A 23049-nucleotide genomic window follows, 5' to 3' on the forward strand; every position below is an offset into this window, starting at 1 on the left:
GCGGCTGCCGATAGGCTGAAAGCATGACGCCAGCCGAGCAGCCAACGGCCCCCCGGACAGAACCGGACGACGCACTGGTAGCGGATTCCCGCGAACGCGCCGTCCGCTCGCTGCTGCGCCGACCCGAGCTGAGGCGGTTGTGGAGCGCGCAGCTCGTCAGTGGTGTCGGCGACACGCTGGCCCTCCTCGTGCTTGTCGTGCTCACGCTTCAAGCGGCGATCGTGCAGGGTTCGTTCGGCGGGGGCTACCGCGGTGTGGCGTTCGCGGTGGCGGTCGTCTTCGGCGTGCGCATTCTGGGCACCCTGCTCTTCGGCGCGGTCCTGCTGGGCCCGCTGACCACGCTGACCGCCCAGGACGGCCCGCTGGACCGCCGCTGGACCATGGTCGGAGCCGACGGCCTGCGCGCGATCCTGCTGATCGTCGCCCCCCTGTGGATCGACTGGACGCCGGAGAACGCCCCGGCGGTGCTTCTGGTCACCGCCTTCGTCACCGCGGTCGCCGAGCGTTTCTGGACGGTCTGCCGGGAGAGCGCGGCTCCCGCGCTGCTGCCGGCCCCGCCCCCGGAGGGCGCCACGGTACGGCCGCTGCCGGACCACCTGGACGCGCTGCGCCGCCTGTCGCTGCGGACGACGTTCCTCGCCGTCCCGCTCGCGGCCGCGGCGCTGGTCGTCGCCTCCCTGGTCAACAACCTGCTGGGCACCGGCATCGAGTGGTTCGCCCAGCACCAGGCGGCCCTCGGGTCGTACGTGGCGGCGGGGCTGTTCGCCGCCTCCCTCTCGGTGCTGGTCTACCTGGAGGTGCCCGGCACGCGCACCCCGCGCGCGCGGTCGCCGCTGGAGGGCCTGCGCCGCCCCAAGGCCGGCACCGGCACCGACAGGGGCCGCACCGGCGCCATCCCGTTGCTGGTGACGGCCTGCGCCGCGGTCGCCGGCGCCATCTCCGCCGCGGTCGCCGTCTCCGTGCTGCACGCCAAGGACCTGGGCGGCGGCCCGGTGCTGTACGGCCTGCTGGTGCTCGCGCTGACCGGCGGGGTGGCCGTCGGCATCCGCACCGCGCCCGCGCTGCTGCCGACGCTCTCCCGGCGCCGGCTGCTGTCGCTGGCGATCGCCTTCACCGGTGTCGCGCTGCTGGCCGGCGGTCTGGTCCCGGACGTCACCACCGTGCTGCTGATCGTCGCGCTGGCCGGTGTCGGCGCGGGTGTGGCCGCCAACACCGGGCACACCCTGCTCGACCAGGAGACCGAGGACTACCGCAAGCCGCGGACCACCGAGCACCTGCACGCGGTGGTCCGGGTCGCCATAGCGCTCGGCGCGCTGATCGCCCCCCTGGTGGCCGCCCTGATCGGGCCGCACCGCCTGGAGAACGGCAAGTTCGTGTTCGCGCACGGCGGCGCCGCGTTCACCCTGATGCTGGTCGGCGCGCTGCTGCTGCCGGTGGCCGCGCTGGTGCTGGCCAAGGTCGACGACCGCGCGGGCGTGCCGCTCCGGCACGATCTGCGGGACGCGCTGCTCGGCGGCGACGACCCGGTGCAGGAGCCCACGGCCAACGGCTTCTTCATCGCCCTGGAGGGCGGCGACGGCGCCGGGAAGTCCACCCAGGCCGAGGCCCTCGCCGAGTGGATCCGCGCCAAGGGCCACGAGGTGGTCCTCACCCGCGAGCCCGGTGCCACCCCGGTCGGCAAGCGGCTGCGCTCGATCCTGCTCGACGTCTCCTCGGCCGGACTGTCGCACCGCGCGGAGGCGCTGCTGTACGCCGCCGACCGCGCGGAGCACGTCGACACCGTCGTCCGGCCCGCCCTGGAGCGCGGCGCGGTCGTCATCTCCGACCGCTACATCGACTCCTCCGTCGCCTACCAGGGCGCCGGCCGGGACCTGTCCCCGACCGAGGTCGCCCGCATCAACCGCTGGGCCACCGCCGGACTGGTCCCGCATCTGACGGTCCTGCTGGACGTGGAGCCGGAGGCCGCCCGCGAGCGGTTCACCGAGGCCCCCGACCGGCTGGAGTCGGAGCCCGCCGAGTTCCACGCGCGCGTGCGGGCCGGGTTCCTGACGCTGGCCGCCGCCGACCCCGGCCGCTACCTGGTCGTCGACGCCGGCCAGGAGCCCGAGTCGGTGACCACCGTCATCCGGGCGCGGCTCGACACCGTGCTGCCGCTGTCCGAGGCCGAGGTCAAGGCCGCCGAGGAGGCGCGCAAGGCCGCCGAGGAGGAGGCCCGCCGCAAGGCCGAGGAAGAGGCCGCGCGCAAGGCCGAGGAGGAGCGTCAGGAGCGGGAGCGCCAGGAGCAGCTCGCCAAGCTCCGCGCCGAGGAGGAGGAGCGCAAGCGTCGCGAGCTGGAGGAGGCGCAACGCCGCGAGGCCGAACGGCAGGCGGAGGAGGCCCGGCTGCGTGCCGAGGAGGCACGCCGGCGTGCCGAGGAGGAGCAGGCCCGGCTGCTCGCCGAGGAGCAGGCCCGAGCGGAGGCCGAGGCCCGCCGCAGGGCCGAGGAGGAGCGGCGCCGCCGGCAGGCCGAGGAGGAGGCCCGGCTGCACGCCGAGGCCGAGGAACGGCGCCTGGAGAAGCAGCGTAAGGCCGAGGAAGCCCTGCTCAAGGCCGAGCAGGCGCGGCGTGCGGCGGCGGAGGCGGCGGCCGCGGCCGACGTGGCCGCCCGGGAGTCGGCCGCCCCCCGGCCGACCGCGCCCGGTGTCACACCGGAGGCGACGACCATGCCGACGCCGGTGGTGCGCCCCGACGACGAACCGCCCGCGGCGCCGCAGCGCGCGGCGGACGAGACGGCGGTACTGCGCCCGGTGCGCGCGGACCGCGAGCCCGCGGCCCAGGAGTCCGGGTCCGAGGTGACGGCGCAGCTGCCGCAGCCGCCTGCGGGGGCGTCCGACGAAACGGCCGTGCTGCCTCCGGTGGTACCGGGGGCCGCGGACGAGACGGCGGTCCTGCCGCCCGTGGTGCCCGGCGCCGCCGATGAGACGGCCGTGCTGCCTTCGGTGCGCGACGACGCCACCGCTCCCACGGACGCCCCGGCGGACCGGATGCCGCCCGGTTTCTTCCGGGACGAGCGGGCGGGCGGTCCGGACGGCAACCCCGACGGATCCGAAGGCCGTACGCGCGAGCTGCCGCAGGTGGACGGCGACGGTACGGCCCGGCGGCAGCGCCCCCGGCCCGACTGGGCCGAGGAGACCCCGCTGGACGACCTGCCGTCGCTCGCGGACGAGCTGCTGGGGTCGTACGAGGAAGAGGAGTTCGACGACGAGCGGGGCCGCCGGGGCCGTGGGCGGCGAGGCTGACCCGGCCCCTGAGGCCGGAAGCGCTCGTACGGGGGCGGTACGGGTCGGGACGCCGACCGGTGCCGCCCCCGCCGCCGTGCGGACGTCCGCACGGCGGCGGAGGTGCGCACGGCGGCAGGGGCCCTCCGCCGGCCTGGGGCCTCCCGCCGGCGCGGCCCCGTTGTCAGTGGGCGCCCGCACAATGGAGTCCGGACCACGGAACCGGTGGCCTGCGGATCTGGAAAGAGAATCACGACGTGGCACGGACGGAAGGGCGGCGTGACCCATGACCGTATGGGACGACCTCGTCGGGCAGGAGCGGGTGAGCGAGGTGCTCACCGCCGCCGCCCGGGACGCCGACGCCCTGGTCACCGCCGCCGCGGCTCAGCAGCCGCTGCCGGAGACGTCGAAGATGACGCATGCCTGGCTGTTCACGGGCCCGCCGGGCGCCGGACGGATCCAGGCGGCGCGGTCCTTCGCCGCCGCCCTGCAGTGCGTGAGCCCCGACCGCGCCCTCGGCGGAGCCCCCGGCTGCGGCTTCTGCGACGGCTGTCACACCGCCCTGATCGGCACCCACGCGGACGTCTCCTCGGTCGCGGCCGTCGGCTCCGAGATCCTGGTCAGGGACATGCGTGACACGGTCCGCAAGTCCTACACGGCCCCGGCGACCGGCCGCTGGCAGATCATCCTCGTCGAGGACGCCGAGCGGCTGAACGAGAAGTCGGCCAACGCCGTGCTCAAGGCCGTCGAGGAGCCCGCGCCCCGCACGGTCTGGCTGCTGTGCGCGCCGTCCGTCGAGGACGTGCTGCCCACGATCCGCTCCCGCTGCCGTCACCTGAACCTCAGCACTCCCTCGGTGCAGGCGGTCGCCGACATGCTCGTACGGCGCGAGGGCATCGAGCCCGAGGTGGCCGCGGCGGCCGCCCGCGCCACCCAGGGGCATGTCGACCGGGCCCGCCGGCTGGCCTCGGACCCGGCCGCCCGTGCGCGCCGTGCCGCCGTGCTGAAGCTGCCGCTGCGGCTGGACGAGATCGGCGCGTGCCTGAAGGCCGCCCAGGAGCTGGTCGACGCGGCGGCCGAGGACGCCAAGCAGCTCGCCGAGGAGACGGACGGCAAGGAGACCGAGGAGCTGAAGGCGGCGCTCGGCGCCGCCGAGGGCGGGCGGCTGCCGCGTGGCACGGCGGGCGTGATGAAGGACCTGGAGGACATGCAGAAGCGCCGTCGCACCCGGACCCAGCGGGACAGCCTCGACGTCGCCCTCACCGACCTCATCGGCTTCTACCGCGATGTCCTCGCCCTCCAGCTGGGCTCGCGGGTCGCGATCGCCAACGGGGACGCCGAGGACGCCCTGCAGCGGCTGGCCCGCGCCGGCTCGCCCGAGGCCACGCTCCGCCGGATCGAGGCGATCACGGCCTGCCGGGACGCCCTCGACCGCAATGTGGCGCCGCTGCTCGCGGTGGAGGCGATGACGATGGCGCTCAGAGCGGGCTGAGCGGGCCGAGCTGGGTGAGCGGGCTCGGCACGGTCCCCGGGGAGGTGGGGCCGCCGGTTGACCGGGGTCACCCGTACGAGCCATGGTCAACACGCACCGCACGGAGATCATCTCTCAGCGTTACGCTCGATTGATGCACACCAGGCGAACCCTCCGCCGTATCCGGACCCGGACTCGCGCCGGCGCCCTGACCTCGGTGGCTCTGCTGTCGGCCGCTGCCCTGCTCGTCTCCGCGTGCTCCGCCCCGGACAGCGCGTCGACATCCGCGTCGGCCGGCATCGCCGAGCTGGCCGCCCTGCCCCGGTCGACGCCGTCCGCGCTGGCGCCGTACTACGACCAGAAGCTCAGCTGGCGCAGCTGCGGAGTCCCCGGCTTCCAGTGCGCGACGATGAAGGCCCCGCTCGACTACGGGAAGCCCGGCGCGGGCGACGTCCGGCTGGCGGTCGCCCGGAAGAAGGCCACAGGCAAGACCAAGCCGCTCGGGTCGCTGCTGGTCAACCCGGGCGGCCCGGGCGGCTCGGCGGTGGACTACCTCCAGCAGTACGCCGGCATCGGCTACCCCGCCGAGGTGCGGGCGCGTTACGACATGGTCGCGATGGACCCGCGCGGGGTCGCCCGCAGCGAGCCCGTCGAGTGTCTCGACGGACCGCAGATGGACAGGTTCACCGAGACCGACGTGACACCCGACGACCAGAGGGAGACGGACGAACTGGTCGGGCAGTTCAAGAAGTTCGCCGAGGAGTGCGGGAGGCACTCGGCGGAGCTGCTGCGCCATGTCTCCACCGCCGACTCGGCGCGCGACATGGACATCCTGCGTGCGGTGCTCGGCGACCCGAAGCTGAACTACGTGGGGGCGTCGTACGGCACCTTCCTCGGCGCGACCTACGCGGGGCTGTTCCCCGAGCGGGTCGGGCGGATGGTCCTGGACGGCGCGATCGACCCCTCCCTGTCAGCGCGCCAGATGAACCTGGAGCAGACGGCCGGGTTCGAGACGGCGTTCCAGTCGTTCGCGAAGGACTGCGCGAAACGCACGGACTGTCCGCTGGGCGCGAAGGGCAGCTCGCCCACCGAGATCGCGGACAACCTCGGCACGTTCTTCCGGAAGCTCGACGCACACCCGATCCCGACCGGCGACGCGGACGGCCGCAAGCTCACCGAGTCCCTCGGCACGACCGGGGTGATCGCGGCCATGTACGACCAGGCGGAGTGGGAGCGGCTGCGCGACGCGCTGCACGCGGCGATGAAGGACAACGACGGCGCGGGCCTGCTCGCCCTCTCCGACAGCTACTACGAGCGGGACGCGGACGGCCGGTACTCGAACCTGATGTTCGCCAACGCGGCGGTGAACTGCCTGGACCTGCCGCCCGCCTTCAACGGACCCGAGCAGGTCGACAAGACGCTGCCCGAGTTCGAGAAGGCGTCGCCGGTGTTCGGGGCCAACCTGGCGTGGGCCTCGCTGAACTGCACGTACTGGCCGGTGCGGGCCGCGGGGGAGCCGCATCGCGTCAAGGCGAAGGGCGCCGCCCCGATCGTCGTGGTCGGCACCACCCGTGATCCGGCGACGCCGTACCCCTGGGCCCAGTCCCTGGCCCGCCAGCTCACCTCGGCCCGTCTCCTCACCTACGTCGGCGACGGTCACACCGCGTACGGCCGGGGCAGCACCTGCATCGACTCGGCGATCGACGCCTACCTCCTCAAGGGCACCCCGCCGGCGGAGGGAAAGCGCTGCTCATAGCCCCTGCAGGCGTCCCGGGAGCCGCGCTCCCGGGACGTGTCCTGAGCACCCTCGGAAACTGTGTAGACTTACCGACGTCGCTGATCGCACCATAGTGCGGGCGACGCGCCGCCTTAGCTCAGATGGCCAGAGCAACGCACTCGTAATGCGTAGGTCTCGGGTTCGAATCCCGAAGGCGGCTCTACTGGAAACCCAGCCCAGACAGTCTCTGAGCTGGGTTTTCTCGTTCAGTGGATGCGGCGACGGCGCTGGGCGCGGGCCGCGCGGCTGTCGGCGGTCTCCGTTCCGGCCCTGGTCGCGGTTCCGGCACGGATCGAACCGCCGGACCTTCCCACCGCACACTCGGGCGTTCCCGCAGCCGCGCCGTCGGGCGCCGTCGCGCGCGAGAGCCCGACAGCGTGGGAAGTGACATCAAGTCACCCTCAAATTCACCGCAAGGCGCGGCCATTTCTGGAGTGCCGGAGTACTCGGGACAACTTTTTTATGAACAATGAGGGTTGCCCGTTCGACGCGAGGGTGCCGGAATCGGCTGGATGAGGTGAGGGCATGGCGCAGCCGAGGCTCGCGGTGGCCGTGGTGACGATGGGGAACCGGCCCGACGAAGTCGACGCCCTGCTCAGGTCCGTCGCCAAGCAGGACCTCGCCCCCGACCGCATCGTGATCGTCGGCAACGGCTGCCGGCTCCCCGAGTTCGCGCACCGCCTCGGCCTGCCCGGCGAGGTCACCACAGTCGACGTCGAGGACAACCTCGGCTGCCCCGGCGGTCGCAACGTCGCCCTCGCCCGGCTGCGGATGTTCGGTGACGTGGACGTCGTCGTCGAACTGGACGACGACGGGGTGCTGGTCGACGTCGAGGTGCTCCGGCAGGTCCGGGATCTGTTCGCCGCCGACCCCCGCCTCGGCATCGTCGGCTTCCGCATCGCGGACGAGCAGGGCGCGACCCAGCAGCGGCACGTGCCGCGCGTCGGGAACGCCGACCCGATGCGCGGGGGGTACGTCACCGGTTTCCTCGGTGGCGGGCACGCCCTGCGCATGGCCATGCTCACGGAGACCGGCGACTGGCCCGCCGAGTTCTTCTTCGCGCACGAGGAGACCGACCTGGCCTGGCGGGCCGCCGACGCCGGCTGGAAGATCCTCTACGCGCCCGAGCTGCTCCTCCAGCACCCCCGGACCTCGCCGGCCCGGCATGCCGTCTACTTCCGGGTGACCGCCCGCAACCGGGTCTGGCTGACCCGCCGTCGGCTGCCCCTGCCGCTGATCCCGGTGCATCTGGCCGTGTGGACGCTGATCACCGTCCTGCGTACCCGGTCGCCGGGCGGGCTGCGGGCCTGGTTCGCGGGCTTCGCGGAGGGGATGCGTGAACCTGCCGGCGAGCGGCGGCCGATGCGCTGGCGCACGGTCTGGCGGCTCACCCGGCTCGGCCGCCCACCCGTCATCTGAGTCCGGTGGCTCCGCCGGAGACCGGAAACACGACGAGGGCCCGGTCGTTCACCTCCGCCGACCGGGACCCTCTCGCGTCCCCGGATCCAGGCCTGCGGCGACACTCCCCCGAGTTGCGCGGTGTACACGCGCGCCGTCGGGCCCGGTCCGATACAAAGATCACATCAGGGCTCGCCAACGGATCGCTAACATATGGCCAGCGGTTCTCCTGGAGGTCGCCGACCGGTTGGCGTGAAGCCGTGGTACGCCTCCGGGCACAAGCCGGAAACCCTGCGGGATTCCGGCTCCGACGGCACGGAGAAGGTGGCGGGAACTCGTCCACGACGGGATCGCTTTCCGCCAGAAGCCAGGTCAGGCGCCAGGCAGCGGCGGGCATCCCCGCCGTACGGCGCGGTCGGCCACGACCGTACGGAAGGCGAGGGGCGCGGTGATGCGGCAGTACGAGCTGCGGTTCGGACTGCTGGGAGCTCCGGTGCTGTATCTGCCCGGCGGCGAGGTGCGGCCGATCGGCAGCCCCAAGGTGCGCGCGCTGCTCGCCACGCTCCTCCTGGAGGCGGGGCGGATCGTCTCCGTCGGCTCGGTCAAGGACGCGCTGTGGGGCGGGGCGCCCCCGGTGTCCGCACAGGCCTCGCTGCACAACCACGTCACCCGGCTGCGCCGGCTCCTCGACGACCCGGAGCGGCTGCGCGCGGTACCGCCCGGCTACCTGCTGCGCGTCGACGGCGGTGAGCTGGACGTCGAGGTGTTCGACACGCGGGTGGCGCAGGCGCGCGCGGCACACGGGCGCCGGGAGTGGGCGACGGTGCTGAGCGCGTGCGCCGACGGGCTCGGGCTCTGGCGCGGCAGCCCGCTCTGCGGCCTCCCCGCCGGCTTCGGCGGCTACGCCTTCGTGCAGCGCCTGGAGGAGGCCCGGCTGCTCCTGCTGGAGTGGCGTTACGACGCGGAACTCGCCCTCGGCGGCCCGCGGCTCGGCGGGGTCGTGCCGGAGCTGACGGCGCTGGTCGCGGAGTACCCGCTCCGTGAGGCCTACCACCGTCAGCTGATGCTCGCCCTGCACCGCACCGGCCGCCAGGCCGAGGCCCTCGCCGTCCACCGCGACCTCCGCAACCGGCTGATCGAGGAACTCGGCGTCGAGCCGGGAACGGCCGTACGCGAGGCCCATGTGCGGGTGCTGCGAGGGAGCGACGGGGCGGGGGAGGGCGCGCCGTACCAGGGTGCGAGCGACGGGAGGGCGCCAAGTGCGCAGGCAGGGGGCGGCGGACGGACGGGTTCGGGTGTCTCCGTGACCGAGGCGTCGGGTGACCGGCGGTCGGTGGACGACGGCGGCGACGCCGATGCCGGGGCGGGGTGCCCGCCGGACGACGAGGAGGAGCGGCCCGCCGGCCCCGGTTCTGCGCGCGTCGGGCCCGCGCCCCCCTGCCCGGCCCAACTCCCCGCGCCCCCTGCGTACTTCACCGGACGTGACGTTGTCCGTGAGGAGCTGCGCCGTGCGCTCGTCCCGGCGGCCGCCCCGGCCGTCGCGGTCGTCAGCGGAATGGCCGGTGTCGGCAAGAGCGCCCTCGCGCTCCATGTCGCCCATGATCTGCGGGAACGTTTCCCTGACGGTCAGCTCTACGTCAACCTGCACGGCGCCACCCCGGGCGTACCGCCGCTGGCTCCCGCCCAGGCGCTCGCCGCGCTGCTGCGCGACCTCGGCGCCGACCCCCGGCACATCCCCGAACACCCGGACGCGGCTGCCGCGTTGCTGCGTTCCCTGCTCGCGCCGACCCGCACCCTGCTGTTGTTCGACGACGCCGCGAACGCCGCCCAGGTGCGGCCGCTGCTCCCCGGCGGCCCCGGTTGCGCGGTGATCGTCACCAGCCGTTCGCCGCTGACCGCGCTCGACGGCGCTCGCGGCTTTCCGCTCGGGCCGCTGACCGGCGAGGACAGCGCGGCCCTGTTGCGCACGGTCAGCGGGCGGGCGGAGATCGACGCCGGTCATCCGCTGGTCGGCCTCACCGGCCGGCTGCCGCTCGCCCTGCGGGTGGTCGCCGCCCGGCTGGCCGCGCGCCGCGCCCTCACCCCCGAGGTACTGGCCCGTCAGCTCGCCGCCACCGAGGGCAGGCTGCAGCACCTCGAGTACGACGACCTGAGCGTCCGGCGCTCCCTGGCCGTCGCCCATGACGCCCTCGCCGCCTCCGCGCGCGCACCCGACCGCGACGCCGCCCTCGCCCTGCGCCACGTCGGCGCCCTTGACCTGCCCACCTACGGCGCCCTGCTGGTCGCCCGTCTCACCGGCCTCGACGCGCCCCGCGCCGAGGCCGCCCTGGACCGGCTGGTCGAGGTGGCCCTCCTGGAGGAGACCGCCTACGGCCGCTACACCCCGCACGACCTGGTACGGGACTTCGCCCGGGAACTGGCCGAGGGGACCGACCGCACCGAGGCCGCACTCACCGTCCTGCGCTGGTTCGCCGCCGTCGCGGAGCTGTCCCTCGTCGCCATCCTGGAACCCGGCCTCGAACAGAGCGACCGCCGCCGGCCCACCGTCGCCCAGCCCGCCGAACACCGGCCCTACACCGCCGCCCTGGCCCCCTTCGAGTGTGCCGAGACCGCCTTCGCCTGGGGTGATCGGGAGCTGGAGAACATCGTCGCCCTGGTGGAGCGGTACGCCGAGACCGCCGATCCGCGCATCAGCGCCTACCTCTCCACGCTGGTCCGGCTGCTCTTTCCCTATGTCCTGCGCAGCGGCCGGGTCGCCGAGATGGAGGTGCTCGGCACGGCCGCCCTGGCCGCCGCCCGCCGCCTGGGCGACGAGCCCGCCGAGGCCTATGCCCTGGGCGACCTGGCCGGGCTGCACTTCCTGACCGGCCGCCAGCGGGAGGCCCTCGCGCTGACCGACCAGGCCCTCGCCATCTGGCGGCGGCTGGGCGTGGTGTCCTGGATCCGGCGCAGCCTGAACAACCGCGGCCTGCTCCTGGAGGGGCTCGGACGGTACGACGAGTCGGGCGAGGCGCTGCGGCAGAGCCTGGAGTACTCCCGGCAGCTCAACGACCCCTACGGCGAGGCCGTCACCCACAGCCACCTCGGCAACCTCTACGAGCACACCGACCCCCGCGCCGCCATCGAGCAGCACCGGCGCTCACTGGCGATCGGGGACGCCATCGGCGCCGTCATCGTGCAGCACTCGGCGCGCTGCAACATCGGCTACGCCCATCTCACCCTCGGCGAACCCGCGGCCGCCGCCACGCACTTCGAGGACAGCCTGCGCGTCCTCGGTCAGCACGGTGACTGGCACGGCGAGTCGCAGGCCCGGCTCGGCCTGGTCCGTGCCCTGCGCGGCACCGGCGAAACGGACCGTGCCCAGCGCGAGTGCGCCGAACTCCTGCACCGTGCCGACGCCCGCGCCGACCGCTACAGCGGTGGTCTCGCCCGCCACCAACTCGGTCTGCTCCTGCGCGAGCAGGGCCGTACGAGCGAGGCGCACGACGCCTGGCGCGCGGCCCTGGCCGCCCTGGACGGCACCGACGCGCCCGACGTCCTCGTGGAACTGCGCGAGCTGCTGTCGGCCGGCGACTGATCACTTCGCGTCGGCATAGCACTCCACCACCGCGGTCGTGAACGGGAAGCGGACCGGTGTCCTGCCGAACGTCAGCCGCCCCGCCAGGTCGGCGGCCTCCCGGATCGCCGCCACGACCACCTCGGTCTCCTCCTCGGGACAGTGCACGATCACCTCGTCGTGCTGGAAGAAGACCAGCTCGGCCGCCAGGTCCGCACAGGTCCGGCGCAGCGCCGCGAGCATCAGCAGAGCCCAGTCGGCGGCGCTGCCCTGGACGACGAAGTTACGCGCGAAGCGGCCCCTGGCGCGGGAGTTGGTGGATGCGTATCCCGGCACCCAGCCCTCGGCCGTCTGCCCCTCCGCCTCCTGCTGGGGCATGCCCGCCTCCTCCGCGCCGTCCCCCGCCCCGGCCGCCGGCGGACAGGTCCGGCCCAGCCAGGTCCGCACCAGCCGGCCCTCCTCGCCGGCCCGTGCCGCCTCGTCGACGTACGCCACCGCCCTGGGGAAACGACGTCTGAGCGCGGCCAGGTTCTTCAGGCCGTCGCCGGAGGTCTGGCCGTAGACCGCGCCCAGGACGGCGAGCTTGGCCTGCCCGCGGTCACCGGAGAAGGCGCGGTCGGAGACGGCCTGGTAGAGGTCGGTCTCCCGTCCCGCGACCTCCATGAGCCCGGGGTCGCGGGAGATCGCCGCGAGCACCCGGGGCTCCATCTGGTCGGCGTCGGCGACGACCAGCCGCCAGCCGGGGTCGGCGACCGCCGCCCGCCGGATCACCTTGGGGATCTGCAGGGCGCCCCCGCCGTTGGTCACCCAGCGCCCGGTGACCGTGCCGCCCGCCTGGAACTCGGGCCGGAACCGGCCCTCGCGCACCCAGTCCTGGAGCCAGCTCCAGCCGTGCGCCACCCAGATCCGGTACAGCTTCTTGTAGGCGAGGAGAGGTTCCACCGCCGGGTGGTCGATGCCGGAGATCTCCCAGCGGCGGGTGGACTTCACCCTGATCCCGGACTGGGCGAAGGCCTTGATCACGTCGGCGGGCAGATCCGGGCGGACGCGTCTGCCGAACGCGGCCGACACCTCGTCCGCCAGTTCGGCGAGCCGACGGGGCTCGCCGCCGCCCGCGTACCGCTCGCCGAGCAGTTCACGCAGCACCTCGCGGTGGACCCCGGCGCTCCAGGGCAGGCCCGCGCGGTTCATCTCGGCGGCGATCAGCATGCCCGCCGACTCCGCGGCCGTCAGCAGCCGCATCCGTTCCGGGTGTTCGGTCAGGTCGTGCCGCCGCTGCTGCTCGGCGTAGACCGCGAGGAGTTCGTCGAGCGTCAGGCGGGCGGTGCCCTGTGGCTCGAACAGCGGGGACTGCGCGCCCGGTTCGGCCGAGCGCTGGGGCGGATCGGGCGGTACGGGGCCGCCGCGGAGGCGGGCCAGGGCGGCGGCGGCCGAGTGCGGCTCACCGGACCGTCCCTCGTGGCCCAGCAGGAGCGTCTCGGCGTCCTCGATGTCGTAGCACCGCTCTACTCGCACCCCCGTGGCGAGCAGACGCGGATAGACCTCGGCGGTCGACCGCCACACCCAGCGTGTGACCTCCGGACGGCCCCCGACCGCCGCGGCGAGATCGGACTCCCGCCGCACCGGCCCGGCGGGCAGCCCGTCCGGGCCGAGGGGGGCGACATCCACGCCACCGTCCTCGGCCGGAGCGAGAGCCCACCGGTCGGTCATGCCGCGAGTCTGGCACCCGGCACTGACAATGGCGCTGACCTGGGGGTTCGATCTCTGGGCGGTGGACTTCTCAGCCCGCCGCTCCCTCCCGCGGCTCGCCCGCCGCCTCCGCCTGCGCTGCCGCGCCCGCAGCCTGCGCCGCCGCGTTCTTCTGTTCCAGCAGCAGTCCCAGCACCTTGTGCATGTACTCCTCGGTCGCGGGCTTGGTGATGCCCAGTTCGCTGAGGACGCCCTCGCCGTTCTCGTGCTCCAGGAGGGCCAGCAGCAGGTGCTCGGTGCCGATGTAGTTGTGGCCGAGGCGCAGGGCCTCGCGGAAGGTGAGTTCGAGGGCCTTCTTGGCCTCCGGGCCGTAGGGGATGAGGTCCGGGACGTTCTCGGCGGCGGGCGGGAGGGCGGCCGTCGCCGTCTGGCGCACGGTGTCCAGCAGGACGCCCTGCGCCACGATCGCCTTCGCCCCGATGCCGTCCGGCTCGGCCAGGAGGCCGAGGACCAGGTGCTCGGGCCTGCCCTCGGGGTTGCGTGCCGCGAGCGCCTCGTTGTGGGCCGCCATGACCACGTTCTTCGCCCGCGGGGTGTAGCGGCCGAAGCCCTGGCTGGGGTCGAGGTCGGCCGACTCCTTGGGCACGAAGCGCTTCTGGGCCGCCTGCCGGGTCACGCCCATGCTCTTGCCGATCTCCGTCCAGGACGCGCCCGAGCGCCGGGCCTGGTCGACGAAGTGGCCGATCAGGTGGTCGGCCACGTCGCCCAGGTGATCGGCGGCGATCACCGCGTCCTGGAGCTGGTCGAGGGGTTCGGGGTGAACCGTCTTGATCGCCGCGATGAGGTCGTCGAGGCGTACGGATGCCGTGATGTTCGGGTTGGTCGCCATGTGTCAACCGTAGGTTGACAGTGACGGGATGTCAACCGTCGGTTGACACTTCTCCGGGTCCGTCGAGGCGGCGGGGCGCGGTTGTCCACAGGGTGTGGACGGCCGCCGGCCGCTGTCCGCGCGCGTGGCACGATCGAGGTGTGACCAGCAGTGAATCCAGCACCGTCGACCGAGCCTTCCAGGCCGCCCTGTACGACGGCACCGACTCCGGCCTCGACACGGGCGCGTCCCTCCTCGCGGCCGATTCCGGCGCGGACACGGAACTCGCACGCCGGGGCCGGGAGTTCGTCGCGGCCGCCTGGCGGCGCGGCTGGCAGCCCGCCGACGTCGTACGACTGGTGCGACGCGAACTGGACGACCCGCACGTCCGGCTCGCCGTCGGCCTGATCCGCGAGCAGCGGCCGGACGACCGGCCGCGCGGCCCGCGGTGGCAGGCGCAGCTGGACGCGCTGCCGGACGGCCACGCACGCGTGGGGGACCGTTTCTCGCACTCCACCGCCGTTCTGGAGCTGTACCGGCTCCTGCTGAGGCTGCCCTCCCTGGAGGCTCTCGACGAGTCCGGGCCCCGCGCGGACGCGCACCGGCCGGAGTCGCGCATGCTCACCCGGATCCGCGCGCTGCTCGCCAAGGCCGAGGCGACCGGCTTTCCCGAGGAGGCGGAGGCGCTCAGTGCCAAGGCGCAGGAGCTGATGGCCCGGCACAGCGTCGACGAGGCACTGCTCGCGGCGGGGGCGCCCGCGCCCGACGCGCCCGGAGCCTGCCGGGTCGGGGTCGAGCCGCCCTACGAGCAGGCCAAGGCGGTGCTGCTCGACGCGGTCGCCTCGGCCAACCACTGCCGGGCCGTGTGGAACGAGCCGCTGGCGTTCTCCACGGTCGTCGGCTTCGAGGGGGACCTGGAGGCGGTCGAACTGCTCTACACCTCCCTGCTGGTGCAGGCCACGCACGCGATGACGAAGGCGGAGGCGGCGCAGCGGGCGGGCGGCCGTAAGCGGACCAAGACGTTCCGCCAGTCCTTCCTGGCGGCGTACGCCCACCGCGTCGGCGACCGGCTGACGGCCGCCGCGCGGACGGCCGTCACCAGCACCGAGGCGCCCCAGGACCTGCTCCCGGTCCTGGCCGGCAGGGAGACGGCCGTGACCGACCACATGGAGCGGATGTTCCCGGAGACCACCACGACCCGGCTGCGCGGGGTGAGCGACGAGGCGGGCTGGGCGGAGGGCACGAGAGCGGCGGACCGGGCCCAGGTCCACTCCCGTTCCCCACTGCCTTAGGGCCGGGCGCGGGCCGCTCCGGCCGCCCGGAATCAGTCCCCCGCCTGCTGGAACGCGCCCACCGTCGCGTTCGGCTTGTCCGCGGAGCCGTTGCCCGCCACCGGCCCGTACTTCCAGGGGAAGCTCTCCGTCGCGTCGCCCCCCGGCAGGGACACCGTCATCGACGTGGCCGCGACGCCCGTGCTGTCGCCGTCCTTGCCGCGCACATAGCTGATCGAGAACGTCGCGGAGTCGCCCTTGGCGAGCTTGAGCTTCTCGGACTTGGCGCCCGACAGGGCGGGCACCGTCGCCGACGTGCCGCCCGCCTTCAGCGTGACGCCGGCGAAGCCGTCGAGCGTGCACGGCGCGCTCTGGTTCGTGATGCTCACCGGCACCTCGCCGGTGTCGCCCGCGGCCGGCGCGACGCTCGCGGAGCCGACCTGGACCGAGACCTTGCCCACCTCGCAGGCCGAGCTGTTCTTGCCGCTGGTGCCGCCGTCGCCGTCGTCGCAGGCGGTCAGGGCGAGGGCGGCGGCGAGGGCCGTGACGGTGAGCGGAATGACGCGCATGAGCAGATCCCCATCGAGGTCGTGGCGGTGTCCCAGCATCATCACGCCCCGGCCCGGGTCCCGCGCGGCCGCCCCTGCTCTTGAACGTGTCGCGGCGCGCTCCCGTCGGCCGGTGCGGACCGGTGAAAGTACGACTCAGCCGCCAGGTGTGCCCCTATTGCCCTGGTAAGGGCTACTGTCCCAGGCCTGCCGTAGGCAGTCCCGACGGCAGCTTGCCGCCTTCCGCCTTGGTGTACGTCTCCTCGCCGGTTTTTCCGGACCAGGTGACCTTCATGCCGTTCTTGCTGACCGAGTCGACCATTCCGGTGACCCGGTCCCTGCTGCCGCCTGTGCAGGTGAGGTGGATCATCTGCATCCCGGCCTCCGCACCGGCCGTTCCGCTGCACACGGATCCGCCGGTCTCGAAGAGCCCGGCCTGCTTGCCGGTGATCACAAGAGCGACGATCCTGCCACTGCTCGTGGTGATCCAGCTGCCCTGCAGCGTGTCGGACCTGGCCGTGGTGCCGTCTGCCCCGGAGGTGGCGGTCGCGGCCGCCGACGACGTGCCCGGCGAGGTGGCCGAGGGGTCACCGCCGGAACCGCCGCTGCTGCACGCGGCCAGCGTGAGCGCACCCGCCAGCCCCGCCGCGGCGGCGGCCACGATCCGCACCGCCGGTCGCGCGGCCGGCCGCACGCCGCCCGCGCCCGAAGCCGTCCCCGAGGGGGCCGAACTCGCGGCCGCGGCCCCGGTCGTGTCCGTGTGGGTCGTAGCCGTACTCGCCGTAGCCGTGGTCACCGCAACGCTCCCAACCTCTAGGGGGTCGGCCGCCCGGCCGTCCGGACGACAGCCGCAAGCTACCAGGACTCACCCGGAGGACCTGTGGACACCAGGTAGGCATCTCTTGTGAGCCGCCCCCGCCATGACCCCGCCGTCCTTTCGCTCCGGGACGCGCGCACGCTCGCCGGGCCCGGGCGAACCCCCGTCGGGGCGGACGACCCGTTTCCCGGTCGTCGTCGACGTGCGGGTTCTCCCTGCGACCCGGCGCGGATGCCGTCCGTCCGGTGGTCCGATGCCGTTCCGGTCAATATCGCTCACCGGACCATCACGTGGACGCTGGAACAGGAAGGCCTCGGTACGCGTCTCTTCCTAGTACACGCGGGGTGTGATCCGGACGGCCCGGCGCAGAGGATGGCGCGCAAGATCATGCACGGGCCGGGGCTCGCATGCCTGGGGAGTTCCGGGGCAGACGCTGGAGGAGCTTCGGTAAAGCGGTCGTCAAAGCTGTAACCGCAGGAACACCCCCCGTGCACGTGCATCTGCTCATGCATATGCACGTGAACAGGGTTATGATCCGGTTCAGTTGACCACTGCATCAATGGTCACATCAGCCAGTTAGTGCACCACCGGGGAGCGACCTGTGGACCTCGACGTTGACAGCGTGTACGGGGGGTTTGACGTGTACAACGGCATGGCTGCGACGCAGCTGGACGGAGTGGCCTGGCAGAAGAGCAGGCACAGCAACTCGCAGGGTTCCTGCGTCGAGTTCGCGCGGTTGCCGGGCGGTGACGTGGCGGTACGCAACTCGCGTTTCCCCGACGGTCCGGCGCTCGTCTACACGCGCGCGGAGATCGAGGCGATGCTCCTCGGTGTCAAGGACGGCGAGTTCGACCACCTGATAGTGAGCTGAGACCGGCACGCCCGGAGAGCCCTCGCACATGGACCGCGGAGCGCGGGTGAGGGCACGGTAACGCGCGTAGAAACCCGGCGTCCGAAGGCGCCGGGTTTCCCTATTCGGCGGACTGGAGCCGGAACAGCGCCCAGACCACCTTGCCGCTGAGGGTGCCCGCCAGCGGATGCCAGCCCCAGCTGTCGCTGAAGGATTCGACCAGGAACAGCCCGCGGCCCGACTCCGCCGAGAAGTCCTCGGAGTCCCTGGGCGCGGGGGTGTCGTGGCTCGGGTCGCGCACCGCGCACACCAGCCGCTCGGTCCACCTCATCAGGTGCAGCCGGACGGCCGGAGCCGGCGGAGCGGCGGGGCACTCGGGCTCACCGGGCACTGCGTGCCGCAGGGCGTTGGTGACCAGCTCCGACACGACGAGACAGATGTCGTCGAAGCGCTCGCCCACGTCCCACTGGCCGAGGGTTCTCCGGGTGAACTGCCGGGCCTCGCGCACCGCTTCGTAGCGGGCCGGGAGGGCACAGGAGGCGGCGTCGGACACGGCCGCGGGATCAAGCGGCGGAAGGCCCTGCCGTAATGGCTTGAGCATGGTCGATCCATTCGTCCCCATGCGAGGCACTCCCGGGAATTCGCGGTCGTTGCGATGCAGCGGTGGCGCGGGACCATGTTTTCGGATGCGCACAGCAGATGCAAGGGCAGATGCACGTGCACGCGACCGAATTGGACCCTCCCGTACCGCTTGTTGGCCATTTTTTCCGCCAACTTGCAGCTGTTGGCTCACTACCTGCTTGCAACTTCCTGTGCTTAAACTTTGGCCGCTTTCCGTTTCCGTAACCGGGCGAGTACTGCTCGGAGTGTTTTAGTGGCAGACTGCGGGCCCTGAAGACGGTTGGGGAGGCTGGCGAACGTGAGCGCGGGAGAGCCCGGATCGGTGGTGCGGCGAATGCTGCTCGGCTCGCAACTCAGGCGGCTGCGTGAGGCCCGGGGCATCACCCGCGAGGCCGCGGGGTACTCGATCCGGGCCTCCGAATCGAAGATCAGCCGTATGGAGCTCGGTCGGGTGAGCTTCAAGACGAGGGACGTGGAAGACCTGCTGACGCTGTACGGCATCACGGACGAGGTCGAGCGCGAACAGCTCGTCTCCCTCGCGCGGGAGGCCAACGTGGCGGGGTGGTGGCACAGCTACTCCGACGTCCTGCCGAGCTGGTTCCCCACCTATGTCGGCCTGGAGGGCGCGGCCCATCTGATCCGCGCGTACGAGGTGCAGTTCGTGCACGGCCTGCTGCAGACCGAGGAGTACGCGCGAGCCGTGGTGCGGCGCGGTATGAAAGGTGCCAGCGAGGCCGACGTCGAGCGCCGGGTCACCCTGCGCATGGAGCGGCAGAAGTACCTGGTGGCCGAAAACGCCCCCGACTTCCACATCGTTCTCGACGAGGCCGCCCTGCGTCGGCCCTACGGCAGCCGTGAGGTGATGCGCGGCCAGCTCCAGCATCTCGTCGAGATCTCCGAGCGGTCCAACGTGCGGCTCCAGATCATGCCGTTCAGCTTCGGCGGCCACTCGGGGGAGGGCGGCTCCTTCACGGTCCTGAGCTTCCCGGAGTCCGACCTCTCCGACGTGGTCTACCTGGAGCAGCTCACCAGCGCCCTCTACCTCGACAAGCGCGAGGACGTCGCCCAGTACGAGCTGGCGCTGAAGGAGCTCCAGCAGGACAGCCCCGGACCGGACGAGAGCCGGGACCTGCTGCGCGGACTGCTCCAGCTGTCGTAGACGTGTCGACGAACATGGGGATTACCCTCCGACCTGCCGGAGATCGCCGAACTCGTGTCCCAACCCCCCTGACGCGCAAGTACGATGACGCGTGATCAGACCGTGATGTGGATGTGGATCGGGTGTCTGCATCGACTGCCGACGCAGCAGGGGATCGAGGGATCACATGTCGTCCTACTTCACCGACCTGGCCCAGCAGTACATCGACGGTGAATGGCGCCCGGGGACCGGCTCCTGGGACATCATCGACTTCAACCCGTACGACGGCGAGAAGCTGGCGTCGATCACCATAGCCTCGGTCGATGAGATAGATCAGGCCTACCAGGCCGCCGCGCGCGCCCAGAAGCAGTGGGCCGCCACCAATCCCTACGCCCGCCGTGCCGTCTTCGAGAAGGCCCTGCACCTCATCGAGGAGCGCGAGGCGGAGATCACCGAGGCGATCATCGCCGAGCTCGGCGGCACCCATCTGAAGGCCGGCTTCGAGCTGCACCTCGCCAAGGAGTTCCTGCGCGAGTCGATCCAGTGGTCGCTGCGCCCCGAGGGCCGGATCCTGCCCTCCCCGGTGGACGGCAAGGAGAACCGTGTCTACCGCGTGCCGGTCGGTGTCGTCGGTGTGATCAGCCCCTTCAACTTCCCCTTCCTGCTGTCGGTCAAGTCGGTCGCGCCGGCCCTCGCCCTCGGCAACGCCGTGGTCCTCAAGCCGCACCAGAACACCCCGATCGTCGGCGGCACCCTGGTGGCCAAGCTCTTCGAGGACGCCGGTCTGCCCGGCGGCCTGCTCAACGTCGTCGTCACCGACATCGCGGAGATCGGCGACGCCTTCATCGAGCACCCGGTCCCGAAGGTCATCTCCTTCACCGGCTCCGACAAGGTCGGCCGGCACGTGGCCACCGTCTGCGCCTCGCTCTTCAAGCGCTCGGTGCTCGAACTCGGCGGCAACAGCGCGATCGTGGTCCTCGACGACGCCGACATCGACTACGCGGTCGACGCGGCGGTCTTCAGCCGGTACGTCCATCAGGGCCAGGTCTGCATGGCCGCCAACCGCGTCCTCGTCGACCGCTCGATCGCCGAGGAGTTCACCGAGAAGTTCGTCGCCAAGGTCAGGACGCTCAGGGCCGGTGACCCGCAGGACCCCCGGACCGTCATCGGCCCGCTGATCAACTCCCAGCAGGCGGAGTCGGTTTCGGCCACGGTCGAGCAGGCCCTCGCCGAGGGTGCCACGGCCCTGGTGCACGGCACGGCCACCGACAACCTGGTCGAGCCCTCGGTCCTCACCGGCGTCCCGGCCGACTCCGACCTGCTCCGCCAGGAGGTCTTCGGCCCGGTCGCCTTCCTCATCCCGTTCGACGGCGAGGAGGAGGCCGTACGCATCGTCAACGACACCCCGTACGGCCTCAGCGGCGCCGTCCACACCGGTGACGTCGAGCGCGGCGTGTCCTTCGCCAAGCAGATCGACACCGGCATGTTCCACGTCAACGACGGCACGGTGCACGACGAGCCGGTCGTCCCCTTCGGCGGTGAGAAGCACTCCGGCCTCGGCCGCCTGAACGGCGAGACCACCGTGGACTCCTTCACCACCCTGAAGTGGATCTCGGTCCAGCACGGCCGCAGCGGCTTCCCGTTCTAGCCCACCCCGAACGGCTCGGCCATCACGGGCCCTGTAGGACGCAACCTGTCCTAAAGGGCCCGTAGCTTCGTCGGTGTCAGGACAACAGCACCCAGGAAAGGCGGCCGGCCATGGTCACTCACGTTCCCGCGGAAGCACAGGGCGACGAGCGCGGAGCACTGCTCTCCTTCATCGAGGAGCAGCGCGGCGGCATCCGCCGGGCCCTGCTCGGCCTCACCGACGAGCAGGCGGCGAGCAGGCCCAGCGCGAGCGAGCTGACCCTGGCGGGCCTGCTCAAGCACTGCGCGGAGGTCGAGCAGAGCTGGATCGCCCGTGCCAAGCAGGAGCCGCCGGCGGTCGAGCGCGACCAGTCGAACTGGCACGAGACCTTCCAGCTGGTCGGCGACGAGACGGTGGCCTCGCAACTCGCCTACTGGGAGCAGGTCGCCGCCGAGACGGAGAAGTTCATCCGCTCCGTTCCCAGCCTCGACGACACCTTCCCGCTCCCGCCGCAGCCCTGGTTCCCGCCGGAGGGCCGGGTCTCCATGCGCTGGGTCTGTCTCCACCTGATCCGCGAGACCGCCCGGCACGCGGGCCACGCCGACATCGTCCGCGAGTCCCTGGACGGGAAGACGGCGTTCGAACTGGTGGCCCTGGAGCAGGCCTCCTAGCGCAGGCCCTGGACACGTCCGGCGGCCCCGGAAGGGGCCTGCCGGCCGCTTCTAGTGGTGGAAGCTGGTGGCCGCGTCCTTGTCCCTGATCAACGGGTGCGGCTGCCGGCGCAGTTCGGGCAGCAGCCGGGTCAGGTCCTCCAGGAACAGCTCGGCCAGGTCCTTGGAGAAGCCGTTGCGGCACACCACCCGCAGTACGGACAGGTCCTCCCGGTTCGCCGGGAAGGTGTACGCCGGCACCAGCCAGCCGCTCTCGCGCAGCCGCCGGGAGACGTCGAAGACGTCGTACGACGTCACGTGGTCGGCGGTGGTGAAGGCGAAGACGGGGAGTTCGTCGCCCCGGGTGAGCAGCCGGAAGTCGCCGAGTGTCTCGATGCGTGCGGCGAGCCCGGTGGCCACCTCCCGCGAGGCCTGCTGCACCGCGCGGTAGCCGTCCCGGCCGAGCCGCAGGAACGTGTAGTACTGGGCCACCACCTGGGCGCCGGGGCGGGAGAAGTTGAGGGCGAAGGTGGGCATGTCGCCGCCCAGGTAGTTGACCCGGAAGACCAGTTCCTCGGGCAGCGCCTCCTTGTCGCGCCACAGCGCCCAGCCGACGCCCGGGTAGACCAGGCCGTACTTGTGCCCCGAGGTGTTGATCGACGCCACCCGCGGCAGCCGGAAGTCCCACACCAGGTCCTCGTCGAGGAAGGGCGCGATCATCCCGCCGGACGCGGCGTCGACGTGCACCGGGACGTCGACGCCGGTGCGCTCCTGGAGGGCGTCCAGGGCGGCGCAGAGGTCGGCGATCGGCTCGTAGGACCCGTCGAAGGTGGAGCCGAGGATGCCGACCACCCCGATGGTGTTCTCGTCGCACAGCTCGGCGGCGGCCTGCGGGTCCAGGTGGTAGCGGTCGCCCTCCATGGGGACGTACCGCGGCTCCACCTCCCAGAAGTTGCAGAACTTCTCCCAGCAGACCTGGACGTTGATGCCCATGATCAGGTTCGGCCGGGCGGTTCCGGGATAGCGGTCGGTGTTCCGCTTCGCCCAGCGGCGTTTCATCGCCATTCCGGCCAGCATGCAGGCCTCGCTGGAGCCGGTCGTCGAACACCCGATGGTGCCGGCCGGGTCGGGCGCGTTCCACAGGTCGGCGAGCATCGCCACACAGCGCCGCTCCAGCTCGGCGGTGCGCGGGTACTCGTCCTTGTCGATCATGTTCTTGTCGTCGCACTCCGCCATCAGGACACCGGCCTGCGGCTCCATCCAGGTGGTGACGAAAGTGGCCAGATTCAGCCGGGCGTTGCCGTCCAGCATCAACTCGTCGTGCACCAGCTGGTAGGCGGTCGAGGGCGGCAGCGGGCCGTCCGGGAGCCGGTGCGTGGGCGGGGCCTCGTCCATACCGGCTACCGGGTTCGCCTCCCCGAAGAACGGGTTGACGGACATGGGGCGCTCGTGGTGTTTCCCGGATCCTTTGTGGAGCGGCATGACAGGTGCCTCCTAGAGCGATTTCACAG

Annotated in this window: 16 protein-coding genes and 1 tRNA gene; 11 read left to right on the top strand and 6 right to left on the bottom strand. The window is 72.4% G+C overall.

The features are described 5' to 3' along the window. The first annotated feature begins 23 nt into the window (after positions 1 to 23). The 6 genes from tmk to ACZ4O3_RS31415 all read left to right on the top strand — a co-directional run bounded on the left by tmk (position 24) and on the right by ACZ4O3_RS31415 (position 11480). A complete protein-coding gene (gene tmk / locus ACZ4O3_RS31390) occupies positions 24 to 3278 on the top strand; it encodes a dTMP kinase (RefSeq protein WP_467725436.1) in 3255 nt (1084 codons plus the stop codon). A 265-nt stretch (positions 3279 to 3543) separates the two neighbouring features. Further along, on the top strand, positions 3544 to 4749 hold the full coding sequence (locus tag ACZ4O3_RS31395) for a DNA polymerase III subunit delta' (protein ID WP_384997126.1): 1206 nt from the start codon (positions 3544 to 3546) through the stop codon (positions 4747 to 4749). Between the two features lie 133 nt (positions 4750 to 4882). Beyond that, positions 4883 to 6484 carry an alpha/beta hydrolase gene (locus ACZ4O3_RS31400; RefSeq protein WP_467725439.1) on the top strand — a complete coding sequence of 534 codons (1602 nt, stop codon included), beginning with the start codon at positions 4883 to 4885 and terminating at the stop codon, positions 6482 to 6484. Between the two features lie 107 nt (positions 6485 to 6591). Next, a tRNA-Thr gene (locus ACZ4O3_RS31405) sits at positions 6592 to 6665 on the top strand. A gap of 365 nt (positions 6666 to 7030) precedes the next feature. After that, positions 7031 to 7924 (top strand): glycosyltransferase family 2 protein, encoded by an 894-nt coding sequence (locus tag ACZ4O3_RS31410; protein WP_362725843.1) that lies wholly within the window; start codon positions 7031 to 7033, stop codon positions 7922 to 7924. A gap of 430 nt (positions 7925 to 8354) precedes the next feature. Next, complete coding sequence (locus ACZ4O3_RS31415; protein ID WP_467725441.1) at positions 8355 to 11480, top strand: AfsR/SARP family transcriptional regulator; 3126 nt, start codon at positions 8355 to 8357, stop codon at positions 11478 to 11480. Here the strand turns inward: ACZ4O3_RS31415 and ACZ4O3_RS31420 are convergent, their stop codons facing one another. Next, positions 11481 to 13169 (bottom strand): bifunctional 3'-5' exonuclease/DNA polymerase, encoded by a 1689-nt coding sequence (locus ACZ4O3_RS31420; protein WP_467725442.1) that lies wholly within the window; start codon positions 13167 to 13169, stop codon positions 11481 to 11483. It abuts the gene before it with no gap. Between the two features lie 70 nt (positions 13170 to 13239). Next, entirely contained in the window at positions 13240 to 14037 is a 798-nt protein-coding gene (locus tag ACZ4O3_RS31425) for a Clp protease N-terminal domain-containing protein (RefSeq protein WP_467725443.1), read from the bottom strand. Between the two features lie 140 nt (positions 14038 to 14177). On the opposite strand from ACZ4O3_RS31425, the gene ACZ4O3_RS31430 reads away from it, so the two are divergent. Next, positions 14178 to 15308 (top strand): DUF2786 domain-containing protein, encoded by a 1131-nt coding sequence (locus ACZ4O3_RS31430; RefSeq protein WP_467725445.1) that lies wholly within the window; start codon positions 14178 to 14180, stop codon positions 15306 to 15308. Positions 15309 to 15340: 32 nt separating this feature from the next. Here the strand turns inward: ACZ4O3_RS31430 and ACZ4O3_RS31435 are convergent, their stop codons facing one another. Beyond that, entirely contained in the window at positions 15341 to 15856 is a 516-nt protein-coding gene (locus ACZ4O3_RS31435; RefSeq protein ID WP_362732187.1) for a DUF4232 domain-containing protein, read from the bottom strand. 172 nt (positions 15857 to 16028) lie between these two features. Continuing rightward, complete coding sequence (locus tag ACZ4O3_RS31440; protein ID WP_467725511.1) at positions 16029 to 16529, bottom strand: hypothetical protein; 501 nt, start codon at positions 16527 to 16529, stop codon at positions 16029 to 16031. 724 nt (positions 16530 to 17253) lie between these two features. On the opposite strand from ACZ4O3_RS31440, the gene ACZ4O3_RS31445 reads away from it, so the two are divergent. Next, a complete protein-coding gene (locus tag ACZ4O3_RS31445; RefSeq protein WP_362717341.1) occupies positions 17254 to 17523 on the top strand; it encodes a DUF397 domain-containing protein in 270 nt (89 codons plus the stop codon). 100 nt (positions 17524 to 17623) lie between these two features. Here the strand turns inward: ACZ4O3_RS31445 and ACZ4O3_RS31450 are convergent, their stop codons facing one another. Then, positions 17624 to 18124, bottom strand: a complete 501-nt coding sequence (locus ACZ4O3_RS31450; RefSeq protein ID WP_362717344.1) for an ATP-binding protein — start codon at positions 18122 to 18124, stop codon at positions 17624 to 17626. Between the two features lie 333 nt (positions 18125 to 18457). Here ACZ4O3_RS31450 and ACZ4O3_RS31455 point away from each other — a divergent pair, with 333 nt between their 5' ends. The 3 genes from ACZ4O3_RS31455 to ACZ4O3_RS31465 all read left to right on the top strand — a co-directional run bounded on the left by ACZ4O3_RS31455 (position 18458) and on the right by ACZ4O3_RS31465 (position 21559). Continuing rightward, entirely contained in the window at positions 18458 to 19282 is an 825-nt protein-coding gene (locus ACZ4O3_RS31455) for a helix-turn-helix domain-containing protein (RefSeq protein WP_362717369.1), read from the top strand. A 166-nt stretch (positions 19283 to 19448) separates the two neighbouring features. Continuing rightward, positions 19449 to 20909, top strand: coding sequence for an aldehyde dehydrogenase family protein (locus tag ACZ4O3_RS31460; protein WP_467725448.1), 1461 nt, complete (start codon positions 19449 to 19451; stop codon positions 20907 to 20909). A 110-nt stretch (positions 20910 to 21019) separates the two neighbouring features. Further along, positions 21020 to 21559, top strand: a complete 540-nt coding sequence (locus tag ACZ4O3_RS31465) for a DinB family protein (protein WP_362717350.1) — start codon at positions 21020 to 21022, stop codon at positions 21557 to 21559. A gap of 51 nt (positions 21560 to 21610) precedes the next feature. Here ACZ4O3_RS31465 and ACZ4O3_RS31470 read toward each other — a convergent pair whose 3' ends face one another. Beyond that, positions 21611 to 23020 carry a glutamate decarboxylase gene (locus ACZ4O3_RS31470; protein WP_467725450.1) on the bottom strand — a complete coding sequence of 470 codons (1410 nt, stop codon included), beginning with the start codon at positions 23018 to 23020 and terminating at the stop codon, positions 21611 to 21613. Between the last annotated feature and the right edge of the window lie 29 nt (positions 23021 to 23049).

Source organism: Streptomyces sp. NPDC026515, from assembly GCF_055567595.1.